The organism is Caulobacter sp. AVps16 (genome assembly GCF_058681455.1).
This window is the reverse complement of record NZ_CM178739.1, coordinates 2,027,477-2,045,451: the sequence shown is the minus strand read 5'-3', so window position 1 is coordinate 2,045,451 and position 17,975 is coordinate 2,027,477. Positions and strand designations below refer to the sequence as shown.

Below are 17,975 nucleotides of genomic sequence, written 5' to 3'. Positions count from 1 at the left end.
TACGCCGGACGCCTTAAAGCGTCCGGCGGCTTTTTCTGTGAGTGGGTTCATGACTTCTCAGACAGCGACAGTTTCGTCCGGTCCGGCCGTGCACGACCTGGCCGTCGCCCGCCGTTTTGGGACCTATTGGCCGACGGTTGAGGCCAAGCTGGCCAGCGTCTACGGCGAGGATCAGCGTTGGCCAGACTTTATTGCCAGATTGAGAGAGTCCGTTCTGGACGCGGCCAGGTCTCGGCCATTGGCCCTGCAAGCGCTGGATGCAGAACATGAGGCCAGCCCTGACTGGCTGTCGGCTCCAGGCCAAACCACCTATAGCTTCTATGTCGATCGCTTCGCCGGAGATCTGAACGGCGTCCGTCGCAAGCTGGACTACCTGACCGAACTTGGGGTGCGCTGGCTGCACCCACTGCCGCTTCTGGAACCTCGCGAAGGCGACAGTGACGGGGGCTTTGCGGTCAAGGACTATCGCCAGGTCGATCCGAAGCTGGGGTGCCTGCAGGATCTCGCGGCTCTGGCCGACGACCTGCGCGACAAGGGCATGGGCCTGATCCTGGATGTGGTCTGCAATCATACGGCGCGCGAGCACGCCTGGGCAGTCGCCGCCCGTGCCGGCGACCCTACCTATCGCGACTACTTCATTGTGGTCTCAGCCGAAGAGGCGGCCTGTCGCGACCTTGAGCTGATTGATGTTTTTCCGGACACGGCCCCAGGCAGCTTCACGCCCTGTCCTGAAATGGGCGGGCACGTCTGGACCACCTTCTATCCGTTCCAGTGGGACCTCAACTACGCCAACCCGGCTGTGTTTGCAGAGATGCTGGATGTGCTGGTGTTCCTGGCCGCCCAAGGGGTGCAGGGTTTCCGGCTGGATAGCGCGCCGTTCCTCTGGAAACAGGCCGGCACCACCTGCCGAAACCTGCCTCAAACCTATGCCCTGGTCGAAGCCTGGCGAGCCGCCCTGTCGATCGTGGCCCCCGGCGTGGTTCTGGTCGCCGAGGCCATCGAAAGCCTGGAGGATGTCCTGCCCTTCTTTGGGGATGACGCCGGCGGGTGCGACCTGGCCTACAATAATGGCGTTATGACCGCCCTCTGGGCGGCGCTCGCCGATCAGGACGCGGCAATCTTTCGCCGCTGCCTCGCGGCGTCGAGCGGTAAGCCCGGCAGGGCCGCCTGGCTCAACTATGTCCGCTGCCATGACGATGTAATCTGGAATGCCCTGGCGACCTATGCGCCGCGCGAAGATCTGGCGCGCTGGTCGCGGTTCTATGCCGGTCAGACAGAGAGTTTTTCTCTCGGCAAGGCCTTCCAGACGGCGGCGGGCGGCGAGCCTTCAACCAATGGCATGGCTGCATCCCTGGCGGGGATAGGGCCGGGCGAGGGCGGGGCGTCCGCCGGGGCGGCGCGCCTGGCCTTGCTCTATGGGATCATCTACGGCCTGGATGGCTGGCCCCTGATCTATATGGGAGACGAGATCGGTCTGGCCGATGATCATCTGTATGCCGAGGATCCTCTTCGATCGGGCGACGGGCGCTGGCTTCACCGGCCGACGATGGACTGGTCGCTTGCGGCCCGTCGCAGCGATCCTTCCAGCCTTGAGGGTGTACTTTTCTCGCGGATGCGTGGCTTGACTGAGCGGGCGCGGATGCTGGACCAGCATGGCGTGGCAGGCACGGCCCAGCCCCTGGATCTCGGTGTCGCGTCTGTCCTGGCCTTTGAACGGGCTGCGGGCACACGGGGCTTCCTTTGCCTGGCCAACCTGGCGGGGGTGCCGGTGACCGTGGACCTTCCCGCAGCCTTTGCCAGCGGAGCTACGGACCTCCTCGGCCAAGGTCGGACAAGCGATGAGAGCCTGTCATTGCCGGCCTATGGTCTTGTCTGGCTGGTGACACCGTGAGCGCCCGGGTCGCCGGCATCGAACTGGGCGGCACCAAGGTCTTGGTCGGGTTCGGATCGGGGCCAGAGGACCTGTCCGAGCCGGTCCGGATACCGACGACGACGCCGGACGAAACCCTGGCGACCGTCCATGCGGTCCTGGAGACCCGACGTGGTCAGTTCGATTCCATCGGCGTTGCCAGCTTTGGTCCGGTGCGCCTGGATCGCGCCGCCAGGGACTGGGGCACGGTCCTCAAGACGCCCAAGCCGGGATGGACCGGCGCTTCGATTGCTGCGCCCCTGGCGGAAGCCTTTGGCCGTCCGGTCTTGTTCGATACCGACGTCGCCGGTGCTGCCCTGGCAGAGGGCCGCTGGGGCGCGGCCAAGGGCCTGGCCGATTATGCCTATGTCACCATCGGTACAGGCGTCGGGGTTGGCGTCGTCGTCAACGGTCGTCCCGCGCACGGCCTGATGCATCCCGAAGCCGGCCACCTGCTGGTACGCCGCGATCCGCTCCGGGATCCGTTCGCCGGCAGCTGTCCGTTTCATGGCGACTGCCTTGAGGGTTTGATCAGCGGGCCGGCCCTGGCCGCCCGGACGGGACGACCCGGCGAATGCCTGTCGCCAGACGACCCGGTCTGGGACCTGGTGACTGACTATCTGGCCCAGTTGGCCTTGAGTCTGACCCTGACGACATCGCCGAGACGCATCATCGTCGGCGGCGGTGTGGCCAATTTAGCTTTGCTGCAACGCGCCCGGCTGGCCCTCGCCCAAAGACTGGGTGGCTATATCGAAGCCCTGACTGAACCCGAAGCCTTGGCGGCCTATCTGGTTGCCCCGGCTTTGGGCGACCGGGCCGGACTGCTGGGAGCGATAGCGCTGGGACTGGAGGTGGGGACATGATCGTCCTGCCCAAGTCCGACCAACTGCCAAGGCCGCTCTATCGGTCGCTGCATGAAGCTGTTGCCCTGTCCATTCGTGACGGACGGCAGCGCCCGGGTGACCGGCTGCCCACCGAGCGCGATCTGGCGCACCGGTGCGGGGTCTCGCGCATAACGGTGCGGGCCGCGCTTGACGGTTTGGGCAGAGACAAGCTGGTGGCGCGCCGCACGCGCACCGGTACCATCGTCACAGAAGCGGCGGCGCGGGGGGAAAGCGATGTCTGAGTCGGAACGGGCACCGGGCGGCGGCAATATCGGCCTGATCAAGGGCCTGACCTTCATGATGTTCATGATGTTCGCCATGACCACCGACTCGGTGGGGGTGATCATCCCGCAGATCATCAAGAGCTTCGATCTCGGCATGACCGCCGCCGGATCCTTTCACTACGCTACCATGAGCGGGATCGCTCTGGGCGGGGTTGGGCTTGGGTTCCTGGCCGACCGCATGGGCCGCAAGTTCACCATCATCCTGGGCCTGTCGGTGTTTGCCGTTACGGCCCTGGCCTTTGCGTTCACCAGCCAGTTTGTCGGCTTTCTGGTCCTGCTCTTCTTGTCAGGCGCGGCTATCGGGGTGTTCAAAACCGGGGCACTGGCCCTGATCGGCGATATCTCCACCTCGACCCGCAATCACACTGCCACCATGAACACTGTCGAGGGCTTCTTTGGCGTCGGCGCGATCATCGGCCCCGCAATCGTGGCCTATCTTCTGGCCTCCGGGGCCTCGTGGAAGTGGCTCTATGTGATCGCCGGGGTCATGTGCCTCGGCCTGATTGGATCGGCCCTGGCCATCCGCTATCCGGGTGCCAAGGTCGAAGCGGCGGCCCGCGTCGATTTCAAGAGCGTGCTGCGTGCAGCGCGGGACCCCTATGCCCTGGCCTTCAGTCTGGGTGCGATGCTCTATGTCGGCGTCGAGACGGCCATCTATGTCTGGATGCCGACCCTGCTGGCCGGTTACGAGGGGCCAGGTGCCTTCATGGCCCTTTATGCGCTCTCGATCTTCTTCGTGCTGCGGGCCGCCGGCCGGTTCCTGGGGGCCTGGATGCTGGCCCGACTGCGCTGGACCCTGGTGCTTGCCATCTGCGCCGCTGCGATCCTGGCCTGTTTTGTCGGAGCTCTGGTCGGCGGCCGTCAGGCGGCCGTCTTCCTGCTGCCGGCCTCGGGCCTGTTCATGTCGATCGTCTATCCGACCCTCAACTCCAAAGGCATCAGTGTCTTCCCCAAGGCCGAACATGGTGCCGTCGCCGGTGTCATCCTGTTCTTCACCTGCCTCAGTGCTGTGATCTCACCCCTGGCCATGGGGGCGGTCAGTGATGCCTTGGGCGGACCGGTCTATGGCTTTGTTCTGGCCACAGGGCTTGCCCTGGTCCTGGCTTGCGCCGCCATCGCCAATTTGCTGCTCGATCCGGCCAAGGCGCGATTGGCCGCTTGCGATGAGAGTGAATATGCCAGTTGATCACAGTGCGTGGTCGGTCAGCGCACCGAGCCTGAGCAGCTGAGACGGGACGGCCGCAAGGCGAAATCCGACCTGTCTGATGGACTTCGCGGCTCCGAAATATCGAAAGCTGAGGCACGCATTTCAGCGCTAGATGGCGCTTGACGGGTAGGGCTCAGAAAAGACCGCCCGCTTTACGGCGGCCAGGCCATCAGTCTGCCGCGGGTCGCCGGGAAGGGGGCTGCAAGGTGATTCTACGGGCAACCGGAAAGTCCCCTCAGGCCAAGCTTGAGTCTACCTGCAGAGCCCGTTGGATCACCAGCACGATATCGAAGTCTGGCCAGTAGCGATCCATAATGTAGGCACCGTCGTCGCCACGTTGCAGATATCCCTGATGCTGCAGGTGCTTGAGTTTACGCCGGACCGTCTCGCGCGGAACACCCGACATTTCAGACAATGCGGTTGCCGTCAGGCTTGCCTTGAAGAGTTCGGGACGGAAGGAGGCTCCAGGGCCGTAAATCTTTGAGCATTCTGCAAGCCCAGCCAGCGTAAAGGCCGACAGAATTTGATAAGACTCTATGTCGATTTCAAATTCAGTGCGCAGTTGCGCGAAATAGGCAAAGATCTTCGAAGCAATATTGAGCCTGGACGCATTCAGCCCGCCGGTTAGAGGCTTTAGCTCTTTTATAGCCGAGACAGGGGCAACCGAGGCCATGCGCTTAGGGGTCCGTATGTTTCCCCTTGATTGCCAAATTATTTCAAGCGCGGCTATGGCGTATCATTGTTACGCCGACCCAAATTGGGTTTCAGGGCTGGGCTGCTTCAGGTGGCGGCAGGTCTGAAGGCGGCGGTGTCACGGTCGCGCCGCATGTCCCGCCATGGGCCTGTACACGGGCGCACAGCTTGGCTTGGGTGTCTTCATTGAGTGCGCGGGTAACTTCCGCCGCCGCTACAATCTGGCTTTTCACAAAGCCCGGTGCGGCGGCTTCGGCACCGACCAGGAACATGCCAAGGCAGATGAGAAGGACCTGAACGCCGAGCATACTAGTTGGCGACCGGACAGTTGGTGGGGAAGGGCGCTGCGGGATCTCCCGCTGCCAGGCAGCGGGCTTCTCGCACCGTCGCCGTGACCTTGTCGGCATAGGACTTCACTGCCGGGCCGACCGTATAGCCGGCTGCGGCGATGCCTACACCCAGGACGGCCAGCAAGATGGTGGCCTCAACGGACGCAAGGCCCCTGACATCTGTCAGGAGCCCGCGAACCGTAAGTCCAAACTTCTTCACACAGCTCATAGTCTAGCTCCCGTGAGCTGTGGTGCGTTCAACCACTAAGGCTTAGGCGTGGTAACCGGCTTGGGGTTCGTCTTCGCCTTATTCTTCGTGACGTTAGAAGCCTTCTTGGACTTGGCCTTCTTCTTGGCGGTCGAGGAAGCCTTCTTAGACTTGGCCTTCTTCTTGGCAGTCGAAGAAGCCTTCTTCTTCTTAGCCTTCTTCTTGGCAGTCGAAGATGCCTTCTTTTTCGCGGCCTTCTTCTTTGAAGTCGCCGAAGCCTTCTTCTTCTTCGCCTTTTTCTTGTTAGGCGCAGCCTTCTTCTTATTAAGGGTCTTGCCCTTCACCTTGGCGGCGGTGGTCGTCGTCGTCTGGGCTTCAGCAACGCTGACGCCTGCCGGAACGAAGATTGAAGCGGCAAAAAGTGCGGTGATCGCAATTATGAGCGCGCGAATTGGTTTTAGCATCAAAGCCCCCGCTTTCATCACCCCAAGGGTAATATTCTATTCATCATACGAGGCGCGCGAGGCGATCTCTATAAGCAGAGTGCTCAGATTGAGCGCGCCCTACACGTCATAGAGAACGCGCAGCAAAGCCAGGAATGACGGGCCCACCAAGACAACCAAGATGGCCGGCATAAAAAACAGGACCAAAACAATGATCATGTAAACCGGAACGACTTCGATGCGCTGGCGCAGATCAAAATCACGCCGCTCAAAGCTGTTCTTCAGGAAAATGCCGACGCGTTCGCGGATATCATCGCCATTACGTTCTGTATCTGCCACCAGGGCGACAAGCTCCTGACCAGACTTTCCAATGCCAGGGTCGGCCAGGACTTTGCCAGGGTCGGGCGAAAAGCGCATGCGACGCCACAGGGTTTGCAGGTCGGCGGTTGCGGGATGATTGCGGGCGGCCAGCTTGAGGCCTAGCTCCAACGCAGCGGCGGGCGGCGCGCCGGCCTCAGCCGCAGCCAAAACCGCCACGGCCGCCAACTCGCTGGCCTCATCATCCCCGGGGCGAGTCGTCCAGCTGGTCATTCCATTGTCCTGGCAAGGCCGTTGAGAACCACGCGTCCCCAAACCACCAGCGAAGCCGACACAATCGTCAGGCTGCGGCCGTAATCGGTTTGAACAAGCGCCGCAAGATAAACGCCCGCCTGGGAAAACGAGAAGGCCACGACCAAGAAAAAGAAAATGGTGATGATGTTGGCTTGCCAGCGGATCTGCACGAGGGCGATCTGCTTCTTCTTGGCCAGATCATCCACCAGGCCCAGTGCGCCGCGATAGGCTTCCAGAAAACGGGACGGATCGCCGCCATTCTCGCGATGGATAAGAATCAGTTGGTAGACCAGGTCACAGTAGGGCCAACGCTCCAAAGCCTGGCCGGCGCGCGAATCGAGCCTGCCGGCCATGCCGGCACGCAAGGCAAAGGCCAGGGCCTGGCAGCCGGCAAAGGACACGTCTTTCGAGGCATTGATAAAGGCCGTTTCCAGCGGCATGCCGGTTCGCGCCAGCGGCGTCACGCGCTCCAGCAGGCGTCGCACCTCGAGCCGCTCTTCAGCGAGTCGGGTATTGCGACGCGCAGCGAGGATCTGGCCAAAGAGGACGAAGATCCCCAGCCCAACAATGACACCAAGCGGAATGGAGCCGCACCACAGCCCCGCCAGCAAGCCGATCAGGACGCCAACGCCGAGGGCATCCAGACGTAGCTGAACTCCAAGGCGTTCCAGCAGTCCGGTCATCAGGCCTCGCCGAGCATATGGATGTCGGCGACGCGGCGGCGCCCTTCGGCGTCACGCTCCAGATAGACGATCGCATTGACTGCGTCGCGCAGGGCGCGGGCAGGGTCTACGCCGGACTGTCCGCTGGTGGCCGAGGCATAGAGGGTTTCCAGGCGATGCAGGGCCCCGGTCACCGATCCGGCATGAAGCGTGCTGAGCGAGCCGGAAAGACCAATCGACATGGCCGCGATCATATCAAAGACTTCTTCGCCGCGGACTTCGCCGACCACGAGGCGGTCGGGCCGCATGCGCAGGGTTTCCCGCACGAGCTTGCGGATCGTCGCCTGCTCGCTATCGCCATGGGCGATGTTGCGGGTCTGCAGCTTGATGCAATGGGGGTGGTTGACCTTCAGTTCGCTGACATCTTCAACCAGCACGATACGTTCATGGCCGGGAGCGCGAGCCAGAAGGGCACCCAGCAGGGTCGTCTTTCCCGATCCCGGTGCGCCCGCGATGATCATGTTGAGCCGGCGGTCTACCGCCGCTTCGAGCCACTGGCGTTGCTGCGGCGTAATGGCACCAAAGGACTCCAGATCCTCGAGGCTGAAGGGCCGCTCCGGAAAGCGCCGGATCGATACGAACGGTCCGCCGAGTGCAACCGGGTCGGCGATCACGTGCATGCGTGAGCCGTCACTTAACTCGACGTCCACCCAGGGTCTGGAGCGGTTGACCGAGCGCTCGGCCCGGGCAACGTGGCGGAAGACAAAGGCGCGGAGGTGTTCCGGGCCTAGAAATGTGCCAGCGAAAGGATGCAGCCGGCCGGCTTTCTCATAGAGGATCTTGTCCCAGCCATTGATCAGGATGTCTGAGACGCCAGGGTCCTGCATCAGGGACTGGATGGGGCCAAATCCGAGCAGCTCGTCGCACACCTGGTCGACGATCAGGCCACGGGTGCCTTCATCCAAGGCCTTCTGGCTCTTCAGCAATTGCTGGCAGAAGTCCTGCAAGGCCTGACGGTCGACAGCAAGATTGGCGGCATTGACCTGAGGAAAGGCTCGAGCGGCCTCGTCGATCAGTCCGGAAATCAGCGCCTCGTTGCGAGATCCGTCGGTCATTTTTGAGCGACGAGTCCCTTGATCGCCTGTTCTACGGTCGGCATGCGCGCCGCTGCGTCTTCAACCCGCTCGGGCGTCACGATCAGCACCAGTTCAGTGTCCGACCGGCTGGAGTTGTTGTTGCCAGCCAGGACATCACCCAGGCCAAAGGGGGTCGCAAAAGGCAGGCCGCGACGGTCCTTTTGCTGCTCGCTCGCGCGAAGACCGGCGATAGCGACGCTCTCGCCAAAGTTCAGGGTCACGGTGGTTTCGGTTTTGCGGGTCACAATGCCAGGGACCTTGGCACCAGCAAACTCGACGACCCGGCTGTCGTCAATCGACGACACTTCCGGAGCCAGAATGAGCTTCAGGCGGGTATCGTCCAGGATCTCTGCCGTGAACTCCAGCGTGATGCCGTAGGGCTTGAAGGTATAGCCCTGGGCGTTGTTGGTGCCGCTGTTGTAGGTAATCGGGGTCGGAACGGGGATTTCGCCGCCGGCCAAAAACTTGGCCTTCTGCCCGCTCGTGGCGACCATGGTTGGTTCAGCCAACATCGTGGCTGCGCCTTCTGACCGCAGGAAGTTGATGAAACTGTCGAGGGTCAGACGGTCAATCGTAAATCGGGCCGACGCAAAAAGGTCTGTCGTGCCCGCGCCGCCAATCGCCGAGGCAAAGAGATTGCCAATGGAGCCTACGCCATCATTGAACCGGTTCTGGGCCGCCCAGCGAATGCCGAGCTCGCGCAGGTGGGTTTTGCGAACCTCCATAACGCGGACCGAGACGGCGAGCTGGTCGCTGGAGGCGCTCTGGATCAGATTGATGACCTTGGCACCGGCCATTGCACTGGTGGCGATATTGGCGGCGAGCTGGCTCTGGGCCGAGTTGAGCGCCGTGCCGCTCAGCACCACAACGCCGGCAGCTTTGGCCACCTTGATCTTGGCACCTGGAGCGGACTGATTGATCAGATCGCTGACAGCCGAGGCGTCGCTGACCACCTCGAACATATGACGAGCGATCGGCCGCTTGTTGCGATCCAGCAGCAAAAGCTCGCTTGAGCCTTCCTTGCGGCCAAACACCAGAATCTGGCGCAGGCCCTGCACATCAACGCCAATGATCTGATCATTGGACAGGACAATGGAGTCGACGTCGCTCTTGGGCGTCAGGATCGATACGCCGCCTTCATTAATGACTGAACGCTCCAGAACCGGGGCCTGAACCTGGGCTTGGGCCTGGGCTGTGGTGGCAAGCGCGCAAACTATGCCCGCGATCAGAAGGCGGACGCTCACTTGACTTCCCTTTGCTGGGTGCCGCTCGGCGAGATGACGGAGACGGTCGGGCCTGTCGGCTGCGGTGCCGCAGCCTCAGCTGCGGAGTATTCGACCGTATCTTCAGCCTCACTGGTCTGGACGTCGTCTTCCAGAATGGTCCGCCATTGGCCAAGGACACTCGGATCCTGGAAGCCGTCACCCGCCAAGGCCAGAACCAGACTCCCGTTCTGACGCCAGGCCGCCAAGTCTTCGGCGTCTTCTGGCGTAACGGCAATGGTCACCGACGGGTCCATACCCCGGACCCGCTTGGAGCCACCGCGCACGTGAAGAACCCGCGCGCTTTGGATCAGGGTGGCGACGGAAGGCGACAATTCTTTTCTCGGGCCGCCGGCCACGGCAATGACATTGACCCGGCTGCCCATGCGCAGAAGTTCGGCTGTTGCGGCCAGTTCGTCTCCTGAGAGCACGAAGCCAACCATGCCGGGCGGTACCCGGACGCCCTGGTCGGCGGCGCTAACGGTCAAAACACCGCTGGACTGGACAGGCTGGCCTGCGCGCACGGGGGCCGTAATCTGGCTGCCCCAGAAACGGTCGGACTTCTTGTTGTCTGCAGTCAGCAGATTGGCCGTCTTGCGGCCCACAGTGGACCGCCAGGTGGCGTTTTCCGGGGACAGGATCTCACCCGGACGCAACGCCACGGTCGCTTGCAGGAAGTAACGCGCGTTTTCCTTGTCGCCAGTCGCTGACGCCGTCGCCACCTTGAACAGGGTGGCAACCATCATGGTTGCAACGAGCGCCAATAGGAACATGCCGACGTTCTTGAGCATCAGCATGGGGCGCGACAACTTGCGCTGGCTGCCTTCACGCAGTCCGAAAGGATCGCTGCTCATGATCCGGCTGACTCCGACTGGGCTTGGGCGGGCTTGCCTGTAAGCATCGGCAATACGCCGTGCTTGACCACGGTAATCAGAACGATAGCGCCGAAGGCAGCAAGCACAAACATCAAGACGTTCTTGATCACCAGACCAAGACCGCCCTTTTTCTGAACTTCGTCGCTCACATCGCCCCCCTTTTAGTCGCCAGCCTTCGCGCTAGAAAAAATCAAGCACGTGATCTGGCCGCAAGAACAAAAAGCCCCCAACGAGTGCGAGCGCGTAAGGGACGGAACTGGCAGCGGGCGCAGACTTGTCACGCAACCTGCGGACAAAACCCATCGCCAGATAGAATACGCCGACTAAGCCCCCCGCTATCATCGTCGTCAGAACAAATCGGCCAATCTCGATGGGGGAAAGCCATACCACCAAGGCGGCAGCCAGCTTGATATCCCCCCCGCCCAATATGCCCTTCTTATGGAGCGCCAAGCCCCCGTAGAGGAACAGAACGCCGCCGATCAGCGCATAGAGCAAGCCTTGCGGATTATCGTAGAGGACCCAGATCACGCCCAGCACAGCCACAGCCAGGCAAAGAATGTTTGGGATGATACGCCGCGATACGTCGGAAAAAATACACCCCGCCAGCAGGGCTAGCAGGGCGGCATTTAGTACGTCATTGACTGGTAACATGAAGGTGTGGCGCCCACGCTTAACGAGTGGGCGCCGCCAGCAATCAATTAGACAGCCGTTTCATCATCGCCGGACACGGCGTTGACGACGTTGTCGAAAGCCGTACCCGAGGCTTGCGTCAGGGCGTCCGACATCGTGAACACGCCGCCAGCCATTGCGCCACCCATGGTCGAATATTCGGTCGAGGTCAGACCGGCTTCGTCTTGAATCAGCGCCGAAACTTGATTGAAAAATTCACGCAGCATGTCGCCCGCTCCCCGTAGGACACCTGAGCATGGTTGCTCACAAATTAATTCCTGAACCATGGGGGCCTGCGTCGTCAAACTGTCGACCGCTCAAATTGAGCGCTCGGGATCAGAAGCGATCTGTTTATGTCGTGCTAAGGCGTAAATGCCACCTAGGGGAGGTGGGTCCGCTTGAGGCCGATTGCGATCAATTAGGTTCGTCAGTCCACTCACTTGGGGAAAATCGAAGTTTTAGGCGAGGGGGATATTGTGAGCCGTCCGACTTCTTTATTTGCTAAGTTCACAAATCCGTCTCAGGCCATTTTTACTGCTACCGTTTTTTGTTCGGCGGTGCTGGTCTTCAGTGTTCAGCCGATGATCGCCAAGATGGTTCTGCCCCTGTTGGGGGGCGGTCCATCGATCTGGAACACCAGCATGGTGTTCTTTCAGGCGGTGCTGCTGGTCGGCTATGGCTACGCCCACCTTCTGCAGCGCCTTAGGTCGCTGAAGCTTCAGGCCTCAATACACATAGCGTTGCTGATCGTGGCTGCGCTGGCGCTGCCCCTGGCTATTCACCAGCCTTTCGGTCCGCCTACACCGTCGCAACCGGTTCTCTGGCTCCTGGGCGTCCTCAGCCTTTCCGTCGGCGCGCCGTTTGCCGTTCTGTCGGCGACCGCCCCGCTGGTTCAGGCTTGGCATGCCCGGGCGTTTAGCCAGCAGCTCGGCGCTGAGCCCTACAAGCTCTATGCGGCCAGCAACCTTGGCAGCCTGGCATCACTTCTGGCCTATCCTATCATTTTTGAGCCGCTCGCGACGGTGGGGGCCCAGAGCTGGTCGTGGAGCTTTGGCTATGGCCTCTTTGCGCTGCTGATGGCAGCCTTGGCAGCCAGCATGTTCCGCATTGGTGCGGCCGAAAAGGCGGTGCCTTCCGAAATCGGGAAGCGAGAGGCCATCGGGTGGAAACGGGTGCTGGCCTGGGTTGCTCTGGCCGCGGCACCGTCCAGCCTGATGCTTGGGGTAACGACCCACATCACGACCGATATCGCTTCGGCTCCCTTCCTTTGGGTCTTGCCGCTGGCTCTCTACCTCCTGACCTTCATCATTGCTTTCAGTGACCGCCCGATCGCACCGCGAAACGTTATCCTGGCGGTCCAAGCGGTCATCACCGTTGTTTGCATCGTCCTTGCGCCCTTCCTGGGTGTGCCGATCTTCGGCCAGCTGTTTCTCCATCTGGCGGCATTCTTCCTGACCGCTCTGATCTGCCATCAGCGACTCGTTGACCTCAGGCCAAGTGCGGAGCACCTGACGGCCTTCTATTTCTGCTTGTCGCTGGGCGGGGTTCTTGGTGGCAGCATCAATGCCTTCCTTGCCCCGGTGCTGCTGGACAACACCTACGAGTACCAGGCCATGATGGTGCTGGCGTGTCTCGCCCGACCAAATTTGGGACGCCTTGATCAGAAGGACTGGGTAATCCTGGCGACGGGCGTCGTGATGGCATTGATGGCGCCAGCTGCCCTTTTGATCTGGGGCTATGAAACCGATGCCCTGGACACGGCGCGCCTGATGGTGCTGCTGGTTGCGGCTGCATTTGCAGTGTTCGTCCAGCATCGTGTGCTTATGTATGTGCTGCTGATCGGGCTCTTGGCGGTGTGCGCAGAATATGTTGGCGATCGTCGTGATGATGGTGCCAGTGTTCGCAACTTCTATGGCGTTATTTCCGTAAGCCTTGATGAAGATGACGAGTTTGGAGAAACCAAACTCATGACTTATGGAACCACTATTCACGGCATCCAGGCCACGTCACCTGAAAATCTCTGTACGCCCCTGTACTATTACTCTAATCGTACGCCGATCGGCCAGGTTCTGCGCTATGAGTTCCAGCAGCCAAAAACAATGCATGCTGCAGTTATCGGCCTGGGAACGGGAACCATCGCGGCATTTACAAAGCCTGGCGATCGTTTGACCTATTTCGAGATCAATCCGATGGTCGTCGACTTGGCGATGGATCCGGAAATCTTCAGCTACACAAGCACTTGCGCCAAAGGCAAGGTTGATGTGGTTTTGGGGGATGCCCGGTTGACGCTCGCCGGAAGGGACAATGGCCAGTTTGACCTGCTTATGGTCGATGCGTTCACGTCTGACTCCATTCCAGCCCACCTAATGACGACTGAAGCCATCCGCATGTATCTGTCCAAGCTCAAGCCGGACGGTGTGCTGGTGATGCATATCAGCAATCGTCATCTCGAACTTGGCGGCCCCGCCATGGCGGGGCTAAGGGCGGCGGGTGGATTTGGTTTGATCCAGTCGAGTCCCGGGGCTGATGAGGGCATGCACGAGCCACCCACCATGCTGGTGATCGGGTCCAAGTCGAAGGGCGCACTCGAGCATTTTGCCAAGCAGCCTCAATGGCTCAGCCAAGAACCCTATAAGGCGCGCGCCTGGACTGATGACTACATGAACCTGCCGGGTGCACTGATCAGAAATCTGTCAGTCCATTAGATTGGGCGCTAACGGCTTCGCATTAACTCCGTATTCAAGATTAATTTGCCAGTAACTGCAAAGCGTTATGATCATTCAACCACGTTAATTCCAGCCTATTTAATCTAGACTGGCCATCCTCCCGCTACGTTGAAAGTAAACGTACCGGGAGGAGGCGACGTGCAGGTCAGATCATTTGTTGCTGCTCTGATGTCGACATTCTCGGGGCTCAAGGCATTGGCTCAAGATGAGCGTGGTTTGAGCAGCGTCGAATATGCGACTATGGGTGGCGTATTGTCTGGTGCGACCTGGCTGATAGGTAATGCGATCTTCGAGGCTTCCATGGTTGCCGTTGATCGTATGTCGACTGCGAACTACTGATCCGCAACGCTCCGGCGAAAACGTCAGCGAGCTTTCCTGGGCGACGTATGGGAACGATCGTTACTAAGGGGACCGGTGGCGTCCTGCGCCTTGCAACCCATTTGTCCTGTGATGGCGCGCGGCATTGGTAAGTTCGGATTCTGCTGTTTCATAGGCTCAGTGACGGTGTCGCTTCTGCCGGGTTGTGACTCCGCTCTACAGAAAGCCGGCCGTGGCCTCACGAATATTTGGTTCTGCGCCCTGTAGAAGAATTGCGGCCATAAACTAGGTCGCTAAGGCGACTACATTCTCCTTGGCCGTCGTCACGGCATATTGTCATCTAGAGTCTTGAGCTGCCTCGGCGGTGAGGGACGACGAATTTGGAACAGCACTTCGATCTGGTCGTGGTGGGGGCGGGCATTGTTGGCCTGGCCCACGCTCTGGTCGCTGCCCGCCTTGGTAAGCGGGTCGTAGTCGTCGACCGTGACGCCCAGGCCAATGGCGCTTCGGTCCGCAATTTTGGCTTTGTCACCGTTACGGGCCAGGCCCGGGGCGAGGTCTGGCGGCGGGCCCGCCGATCCGCTGCGGTTTGGAACGAGATCGCGGGTCCCGCAGGTATCGAAATCGTGCAACGCGGCCTGACCCTGGTCGCTCGCCGACCTGAAGCCCGAACCCTTTTACAGGCCTTTCTCGAGACCGAGATGGCGGAAGGCTGCACCTGGCATGAGGCTGGCCAGTTGGCTAACCGTCTGCCGGGGCAGGGTGAGGTGCTCGGGGCCCTGACCAGTTCCGTCGATCTTCGGGTTGACTCGCGTAGCGCCGTCCCGCGCCTGAGTGCCTGGTTGCAGGCCGCCTATGGGGTGAGCTTCCTGCGCAGCGTCGCTGTATTGGCCGTCGAAACTGGTCGGGTGGAAACCTCGGCCGGAGCTTTGCGCGCCGATAGTGTGGTGGTTTGCCCTGGCGACGACCTGGTTACCCTGTTTCCCGATCATTTTGCCAAGGCCGAGGTCACGCGATGCAAGCTGCAGATGATGCGCCTGGCTGATCCGGGCTGGCGGCTGCCGTCGGCCGTGATGTCCGACCTGGGCCTTGTGCGCTATCTTGGCTACGCCGAACTCCCGGAGTCGGCAGCCCTTCGGGCGCGCTTGCAGGTCGAGCAGCCGGCTCATCTGCAGCATGGCATTCATCTGATCGTGGTGCAGGGTGCCGATGGCTCGCTTGTCGTTGGCGACAGTCATCACTACGCACCGACGCCAGACCCGTTCGGGCGTGAGGATGTCGACGCGCTGATCCTGGAGGAGTTTGCCAAGGTGTTTGGCCAGGCACCTCCACCCGTCCTGGAGCGCTGGACGGGTACCTATGCCTCAGCCGCGGGCCATAGCCTGGTTGCAGCCCCCATGCCCCAAGTGCGCCTTGTGACCGTGACGAGCGGAACGGGGGCCTCGACGGCGTTCGGACTGGCCGAAGAGGTCGTTGCAGGCCTCTTTGATCTCTCCCCCGGAGTCGCAGCGTGACCCGCAGCCCAATCCAGGCCGTCATTTTCGATTGGGCCGGCACCATGATTGACTATGGCTGCTGTGCGCCGGTCCTAGCGCTGCGCGGGGTGTTCGCCGAAGCGGAGATCGACCTTGCTGAAGTCGAGGCGCGGGCCGACATGGGCAAGGCCAAGCGTGACCATCTGCGGGCGCTTCTGGCCACCCCCGCCGTCGTCAAGCAATGGGTTGAGCGGTATGGCAGGACCCCGGATGAGGGCGATGTCTCCCGGTTGCATGATGCCGTTGAGCCAAGGATGCAGGCGGCAGCCCGCGACTGCGCGCAGCTGATTCCGGGTGCAGCCCGAATTGTTGCCGATCTGCGTGCGGCCGGGGTCTTGATCGGATCGACCACGGGCTACACCCGTCCCATGATGGCCGATATTCTCCCCCTGGCTGCGGCGCAGGGATATGCGCCTGACGTCTTGGTCTGCGCCGGCGAGACCCTGCAGGGGAGACCGTCCCCCTTGATGATGTGGAAGGCCCTGGTGGACCTCGGTGCCTGGCCGGCTCGCGCCTGCGTCAAGGTGGATGACGCTGTTGTCGGGATCGGCGAGGGCCTTGAGGTCGGGGCCTGGACCGTTGGTCTTTCGGCGTCAGGCAACGGGGTCGGCCTGGATCAAGACGCCCTGGCGGCTCTGCCGGCTTCCGAGCGCGGCCGGCGGATCGCGGCCGCGGCTCAGGCCTTGAGCGATGCCGGTGCCCATTATGTGGTCGAGAGTGTTGCAGACCTTGGCCCCATACTCAAAGATATCGAAGCTCGGATTGTCCGGGGCGAGAACCCTACCGAGCGCACACATCCATGAGCGAAAAATCGCAAGGCAGTTTCATCAGCCGCTGGCTGGCGAACGCACCGCCCTGGGCTTTTGCGGCCTACGGCGGGACCGCTGCCTTTGCGGCCTACTTCTCCATGTATGCCTATCGCAAGCCGTTCGCCGCAGCGGACTATGGCAGCATTGTCGGCTGGCCCTTTGAGATTGATTTCAAGATCGCTCTGGTGATCGCTCAGGTGGCCGGCTACGCCCTGTCCAAGATCATCGGCGTCAAGGTTGTCTCTGAAACGCCTTCAGGCCGGCGGGCCGGCACAATCCTGTTCCTCGTCGGCGGTGCCGAACTGGCCTTGATCGGTTTTGGTCTGGTGCCGCCGGCCTTCGCGCCCCTGGCCCTGTTTGCCAACGGCCTTGGTCTTGGAATGATCTGGGGCTTGGTCTTTGGTTTTCTCGAGGGGCGCAGGCTTTCGGAAGTGCTGAGCGCCATGCTGTGCGCCAGCTTCATCTTGGCCTCGGGCGTCGTGAAATCAGTGGGCAAGGCCCTGCTTTTGACAGGCGTGGATGAGCGCTGGATGCCGGCCCTGACGGGGCTGCTGTTTGCCCCCCTGTTATTGGTCGCCGTTGCGGGCCTTGCCCAAATGCCGGCCCCCGACGCTGAGGATGAGGCTCAGCGCGTGCGGCGCGCGCCGATGTCGGCCCGGGACAGGGCTGCCCTGCTTGCGGCGCATGGCCCGGTTCTGGCCGTACTCGTAGCGGTCTATGTTCTGCTGACGGCGGTGCGCGATTTCCGGGACAATTTTGCCGCCGAGATCTGGGCCGAGCTTGGGTTCAAGAATGGCGCGGCCATGTTCAGCCTTTCGGAGATCCCCATCGCGGTCGTTGTTCTGGTCGGCCTAGCGGCTTTGATCCGGGTCCGGGACAACCGCCGGGCGGTAGTCTTCAACTTTGCCTTTATCGGCGCAGGCCTGGTTTTGCTGGGGCTCTCGACAGGCTTGCATCAGGCGGGCTTGCTTGGACCGGTCTGGTGGATGGTCGCTAGTGGCGCGGGTCTATACATGGCCTACACCCCGTTTAACGGCATGTTGTTTGACCGCATGATTGCCGCAACAGGCACGGTGGGGACCGCCGGGTTTCTGATCTACGTGGCCGACTCCAGTGGCTATGTCGGCAGCGTGGCCTTGCTCCTGGTCAAGGCGTTCGGCAACCTGGACCTGGACTGGATCCAGTTCCTCACAGCCTTGGCCTATCTGACCAGTGTCGCCGGCGTTGTCGGCATAGCGGTTGCGGCGGCCATGATGCTTCGCAAGCCGCAGGGCTAGGCCGGCTTCAGCCAGAGCGCAGTCGCAGCACAAGCTCATCGTGCCTGTCGAGTGTTGGGGGAGGGGGCTTTCTACTCCGACGGGAGGCCAGGGTTAGCAGGCCGGCGCTTCCTCCGGGGGGGGCTTGGTCCAGCTGC

The 17,975-nt window shown here is 61.5% G+C and carries 21 protein-coding genes; 10 read left to right on the top strand and 11 right to left on the bottom strand.

Annotated features, from left to right (window positions below; genetic code table 11):
* Positions 1 to 49 precede the first annotated feature (49 nt).
* The 4 genes from ACW17U_RS09860 to ACW17U_RS09845 are packed head-to-tail and all read left to right on the top strand — an operon-like array spanning position 50 to position 4,263.
* Positions 50 to 1,891, top strand: a complete 1,842-nt coding sequence (locus ACW17U_RS09860; protein WP_492052224.1) for an alpha-amylase family glycosyl hydrolase — start codon at positions 50 to 52, stop codon at positions 1,889 to 1,891.
* Positions 1,888 to 2,772 (top strand): ROK family protein, encoded by an 885-nt coding sequence (locus ACW17U_RS09855; protein ID WP_492052223.1) that lies wholly within the window; start codon positions 1,888 to 1,890, stop codon positions 2,770 to 2,772. Before ACW17U_RS09860 ends, ACW17U_RS09855 begins: the two co-directional genes overlap by 4 nt.
* Positions 2,769 to 3,035, top strand: coding sequence for a GntR family transcriptional regulator (locus tag ACW17U_RS09850; RefSeq protein ID WP_492052222.1), 267 nt, complete (start codon positions 2,769 to 2,771; stop codon positions 3,033 to 3,035). Before ACW17U_RS09855 ends, ACW17U_RS09850 begins: the two co-directional genes overlap by 4 nt.
* The gene (locus tag ACW17U_RS09845) at positions 3,028 to 4,263 is read left to right on the top strand and encodes an MFS transporter (RefSeq protein WP_492052220.1); all 1,236 of its coding nucleotides are present in this window, start codon (positions 3,028 to 3,030) and stop codon (positions 4,261 to 4,263) included. Before ACW17U_RS09850 ends, ACW17U_RS09845 begins: the two co-directional genes overlap by 8 nt.
* A 256-nt stretch (positions 4,264 to 4,519) precedes the next feature.
* Here ACW17U_RS09845 and ACW17U_RS09840 read toward each other — a convergent pair whose 3' ends face one another.
* From ACW17U_RS09840 to ACW17U_RS09830, 3 genes are all read right to left on the bottom strand, one after another.
* On the bottom strand, positions 4,520 to 4,957 hold the full coding sequence (locus tag ACW17U_RS09840) for a helix-turn-helix domain-containing protein (protein WP_492052218.1): 438 nt from the start codon (positions 4,955 to 4,957) through the stop codon (positions 4,520 to 4,522).
* Positions 4,958 to 5,048: 91 nt separating this feature from the next.
* The gene (locus ACW17U_RS09835; RefSeq protein ID WP_492052216.1) at positions 5,049 to 5,285 is read right to left on the bottom strand and encodes a hypothetical protein; all 237 of its coding nucleotides are present in this window, start codon (positions 5,283 to 5,285) and stop codon (positions 5,049 to 5,051) included.
* 1 nt (position 5,286) lies between these two features.
* The gene (locus tag ACW17U_RS09830) at positions 5,287 to 5,451 is read right to left on the bottom strand and encodes a hypothetical protein (RefSeq protein ID WP_166504165.1); all 165 of its coding nucleotides are present in this window, start codon (positions 5,449 to 5,451) and stop codon (positions 5,287 to 5,289) included.
* A gap of 189 nt (positions 5,452 to 5,640) precedes the next feature.
* Between ACW17U_RS09830 and ACW17U_RS09825 the strand changes: the two genes are divergently transcribed.
* Positions 5,641 to 6,090 (top strand): hypothetical protein, encoded by a 450-nt coding sequence (locus ACW17U_RS09825; RefSeq protein WP_492052214.1) that lies wholly within the window; start codon positions 5,641 to 5,643, stop codon positions 6,088 to 6,090.
* Here ACW17U_RS09825 and ACW17U_RS09820 read toward each other — a convergent pair.
* From ACW17U_RS09820 to ACW17U_RS09785, 8 genes are read right to left on the bottom strand one after another with little or no spacing between them, the layout of a single operon-like run.
* Entirely contained in the window at positions 6,078 to 6,548 is a 471-nt protein-coding gene (locus ACW17U_RS09820) for a type II secretion system F family protein (RefSeq protein WP_062145743.1), read from the bottom strand. The genes ACW17U_RS09825 and ACW17U_RS09820 overlap by 13 nt on opposite strands.
* Positions 6,545 to 7,252 carry a hypothetical protein gene (locus ACW17U_RS09815; RefSeq protein WP_062145745.1) on the bottom strand — a complete coding sequence of 236 codons (708 nt, stop codon included), beginning with the start codon at positions 7,250 to 7,252 and terminating at the stop codon, positions 6,545 to 6,547. The genes ACW17U_RS09820 and ACW17U_RS09815 overlap by 4 nt, the downstream gene beginning before the upstream one ends.
* A complete protein-coding gene (locus tag ACW17U_RS09810; protein ID WP_492052211.1) occupies positions 7,252 to 8,346 on the bottom strand; it encodes a TadA family conjugal transfer-associated ATPase in 1,095 nt (364 codons plus the stop codon). Before ACW17U_RS09810 ends, ACW17U_RS09815 begins: the two co-directional genes overlap by 1 nt.
* The gene (locus ACW17U_RS09805; protein WP_062145749.1) at positions 8,343 to 9,611 is read right to left on the bottom strand and encodes a type II and III secretion system protein family protein; all 1,269 of its coding nucleotides are present in this window, start codon (positions 9,609 to 9,611) and stop codon (positions 8,343 to 8,345) included. The genes ACW17U_RS09810 and ACW17U_RS09805 overlap by 4 nt, the downstream gene beginning before the upstream one ends.
* Positions 9,608 to 10,483 carry an RcpC/CpaB family pilus assembly protein gene (locus ACW17U_RS09800; protein WP_492052208.1) on the bottom strand — a complete coding sequence of 292 codons (876 nt, stop codon included), beginning with the start codon at positions 10,481 to 10,483 and terminating at the stop codon, positions 9,608 to 9,610. The genes ACW17U_RS09805 and ACW17U_RS09800 overlap by 4 nt, the downstream gene beginning before the upstream one ends.
* Positions 10,480 to 10,653 (bottom strand): hypothetical protein, encoded by a 174-nt coding sequence (locus ACW17U_RS09795; protein WP_492052206.1) that lies wholly within the window; start codon positions 10,651 to 10,653, stop codon positions 10,480 to 10,482. The genes ACW17U_RS09800 and ACW17U_RS09795 overlap by 4 nt, the downstream gene beginning before the upstream one ends.
* Positions 10,654 to 10,684: 31 nt before the next feature.
* Entirely contained in the window at positions 10,685 to 11,155 is a 471-nt protein-coding gene (locus ACW17U_RS09790; RefSeq protein WP_492052204.1) for an A24 family peptidase, read from the bottom strand.
* A gap of 47 nt (positions 11,156 to 11,202) precedes the next feature.
* Positions 11,203 to 11,400: a hypothetical protein gene (locus ACW17U_RS09785; RefSeq protein ID WP_062145755.1), complete on the bottom strand. Its 198-nt coding sequence runs from the start codon at positions 11,398 to 11,400 to the stop codon at positions 11,203 to 11,205.
* Between the two features lie 249 nt (positions 11,401 to 11,649).
* On the opposite strand from ACW17U_RS09785, the gene ACW17U_RS09780 reads away from it, so the two are divergent.
* From ACW17U_RS09780 to ACW17U_RS09760, 5 genes are all read left to right on the top strand, one after another.
* Positions 11,650 to 13,878 carry a fused MFS/spermidine synthase gene (locus ACW17U_RS09780; RefSeq protein ID WP_492052202.1) on the top strand — a complete coding sequence of 743 codons (2,229 nt, stop codon included), beginning with the start codon at positions 11,650 to 11,652 and terminating at the stop codon, positions 13,876 to 13,878.
* Positions 13,879 to 14,037: 159 nt separating this feature from the next.
* A complete protein-coding gene (locus ACW17U_RS09775; protein ID WP_166504168.1) occupies positions 14,038 to 14,238 on the top strand; it encodes a hypothetical protein in 201 nt (66 codons plus the stop codon).
* 359 nt (positions 14,239 to 14,597) lie between these two features.
* Positions 14,598 to 15,731 (top strand): TIGR03364 family FAD-dependent oxidoreductase, encoded by a 1,134-nt coding sequence (locus tag ACW17U_RS09770; protein ID WP_492052201.1) that lies wholly within the window; start codon positions 14,598 to 14,600, stop codon positions 15,729 to 15,731.
* Complete coding sequence (gene phnX, locus ACW17U_RS09765) at positions 15,728 to 16,555, top strand: phosphonoacetaldehyde hydrolase (RefSeq protein WP_492052200.1); 828 nt, start codon at positions 15,728 to 15,730, stop codon at positions 16,553 to 16,555. Before ACW17U_RS09770 ends, phnX begins: the two co-directional genes overlap by 4 nt.
* On the top strand, positions 16,552 to 17,838 hold the full coding sequence (locus ACW17U_RS09760) for a DUF5690 family protein (protein ID WP_492052199.1): 1,287 nt from the start codon (positions 16,552 to 16,554) through the stop codon (positions 17,836 to 17,838). Before phnX ends, ACW17U_RS09760 begins: the two co-directional genes overlap by 4 nt.
* Positions 17,839 to 17,975 lie beyond the last annotated feature (137 nt).